The 2,743-nt window shown below is 68.5% G+C and carries 1 protein-coding gene and 1 pseudogene; both read right to left on the bottom strand.

The genetic code is table 11. From position 1 onward, the window contains the following. Positions 1-446, bottom strand: a pseudogene (locus tag ACWDA7_RS51900) (IS200/IS605 family accessory protein TnpB-related protein); the annotation flags it as partial. Positions 447-1,215: 769 nt separating this feature from the next. Then, positions 1,216-2,319, bottom strand: coding sequence for a hypothetical protein (locus ACWDA7_RS51895; protein ID WP_450615080.1), 1,104 nt, complete (start codon positions 2,317-2,319; stop codon positions 1,216-1,218). Positions 2,320-2,743 lie beyond the last annotated feature (424 nt).

The raw sequence follows: 2,743 nt of genomic DNA, 5'->3' as shown, positions 1-2,743 counted from the left end.
AGCCGCCGGGACTTGTGGAACCACTCCTGCCGGGTGCGGTATCCGCCCGGCGCCCGCTTCGCGCCCTTCTCACCCACCGGCAGCGACAGGCGGTGCGTGATCGTCTTGATACCGGCCTCAAGGCTGCGGATGTGCGCGAGCTGGGCACGCCGGGACAGCGCCCACTGATCGTGGGTGGCCTTGGTGATCGAACCGGCCCACCGCGAGGACGACGTGTCGGTCAGGGCCCGCTTGCGCCCCGCCCACGTATCCGCGGAGTGCTCCAGGCCCTCAGCGCACCGGCGTTTGAGATCCTTCGAGGCCAGCGACCCCAGATGCGCGCCGACCAGACGTAACACCTGCTCGTCGTCCGGCGTAAGGGCCTTGATGCGAGTGCGGATCGCCACGCCGGACGGGCCGACGGCCACGAAGGGGGCAGCGATCGTACGCAGCGACTCACCACGCATCGATCTGCCCCCTCCCCCACACGTGATCAGCAACAGGAAGAACGGTACAGGCCGGCACTGACAGTGCCCGCCCTGCGCCGTGCGCGCTGCAACACCACGAACCAGTACATGCTCGTGCACACTCACACACACTCCTGCATATCCGAAACCGAACAGCTCCCAACCCCACCCAGGTGGCGGAGGTTCGGGGGCGTGCCGGTTCATCCCCGTAGGCGACTCGCGCACAGTCAGGGGCACGCGCCCCGGATGACCGGGGCCCGTTCCCCAGGGGATGCCCGTACCTCCGGTCCCTGTGGCGGCCTGCCGCCACAGGGACCGGAGCGGTCAGATCAGGTCGTCCTCGTCTTGCACCGGAACCCCAGGCGTCCTGATGCTGAACGAGCAGGCGCGTAATCCTGCGGTCGGCCGGCTCCTCCTCTTCCGCCCCCTCCTGGTCCTCGGTGTCTCCCAGTTGAGGAGCCTGTTCGGCCTCGGGAAGATCGTCGGGGTCCGGCTCCTCCCAGCTCGAGAACACCTGGACCGGCATCGTCGTCGAGCTGGGGCCCGGTCCCGAGCGGTCGGGCTGCCAAGTGTCCATCCTCGGGGCCGATGCGGCCAGCGCCTCCCACTCGCCGGTCCAGGTCTCCTCATCCCCGCCGCAATACCGGGACGCGGGGCCAACGTTGCCGCTCCATGGCCGCCACCTCGGCGGCCCGATCGGCTGCTGCTGCACCTCCGGCCTTGAAGGCCGGAGCACTGCGGATAGATCCGGAAGCCGTCGGCGGGCGGGTCAGCTCTGGCGCAGTGCGGGCATCGGGATCGGGATGGAGTACGCGGTGGCGCCGGCTCCGACTCCGCCCTCACAGCTGTTGGGCGGGGCGGTGGTAACACCGCGAGTGGACGGCCGCTCGGCGGCCCAGAACATGTAGCCGGCAAGGCCGCTGGTGGTGCCCGCGCCGTTGGGTGCGGCGTTCTGTACCCAGCTGCCGGTGGAGTTCTGCAGCGAGTTGGCGAAGTCGTTGCATTCGGGCCGGACCTGGGAGCTGCCGGTGATGTAGATGCCGCCGGTGAACTTGGCCGGGGCGAGCGGGGGGATGGGCGGGCTGTAGTTGGACTTGCCGTCGATGTGCTCCTGCCAGTTGGACTCCGCGGTGCTGGTGCTGGGCTGCCTGCTGGGCACCATGGCGTTGGCGTAGTCGAGCACCGGGTTGCTGGTGGTGAGCCAGTTGGCGGTGGCGTACCGGTCGAGCTCGATCAGCCACCGGTCGCCTGCGGCGACGTCGATGGTGAGCCGGGCGGCCGGGTCGGCCCCGGAGGCGTCGTACGGATGGGCCGCGCGGTAGGCGTCGATGAAAGCCTGGAGACCGGCGACGTTCGGGGAGGAGCTCTGCTCGTAGTCGATCTCGATGCCGACGCCGAGCTGCGAGGCGAGGGCCGCGGCCTTCTGGCCGAGCAGAGTGGGATTCTGGGCGAGCGCGGTGTTCCAGTCGTCGGTGTAGGTGATGCCGCCGATAGAGAGCATCACGCGGATGCCGTGGCTGGTGAAGTAGTTGACCACGGCGGAGTTCATGCCGACCGGCACGCCGTTGCTGTTGCCGCTGTTGGTCGTTCCGTTGAGCAGCGTGAGCGGATTGACGAAGCTGAGCACCACCAGGTTGACCGAGGGCCGACCGTCTCCGCGGTCGATGATCCAGTGGTTCTTCTCGTCGAAGTCGGTCATGTTACGGACGGTCGCCCAGGTGCAGGCATCGTCGCTGCAGTGCCAGGCTCCGTAGACCTGGATCGGCCCCGGTGACGCGGCCGCGGCCGGTGCCGCGGCGGGGCCAGCCACCGCGGTGGCCACCAGGGCGGCCGCGCCGGCGGCTGATCTGAGCTTGCCTCTGAGCACGCGCATGAACGCCTCCTGGCGATGGGGCGGGTTGAGGACTTACCACACGGTGGCGTTTTGATCGCACCCCGTCAATGGATTGGTCCATACCTCTTGACCGCCCTCGCCTGTGGACGGTGCGCGCAGCGCCGCCCAGACACGTACTCCACCATCGCTCTCCCGGCCGCCGGCCCCTCCACAGGGCCATCTCCTTGCCGACGCTCCCTCATTCGCGTGGCAACGTTGGGAAAGGAACCGTTCCTAGTCAGTCATCCCGAGGCCTGTCGGCCTCACCCCGGGGCCGGGAAATGGGGCGGGGTGCCCGTCCGGAGGACGTCGTTTCTACTTGGTGCGACTGAGCCCGATAGTCAGTCGGACGCGGGGGCCGTGTGCAGGAATCCAATGTTGTTGCCATGAGCACGCAAGAGAGCGTCTTTGAATCCTGTGGCCT

It is taken from the genome of Streptomyces sp. NPDC001156, assembly GCF_053598275.1.
Note: the sequence above shows the minus strand (reverse complement) of the source record. Positions and strands in the feature narration are given on the sequence as shown.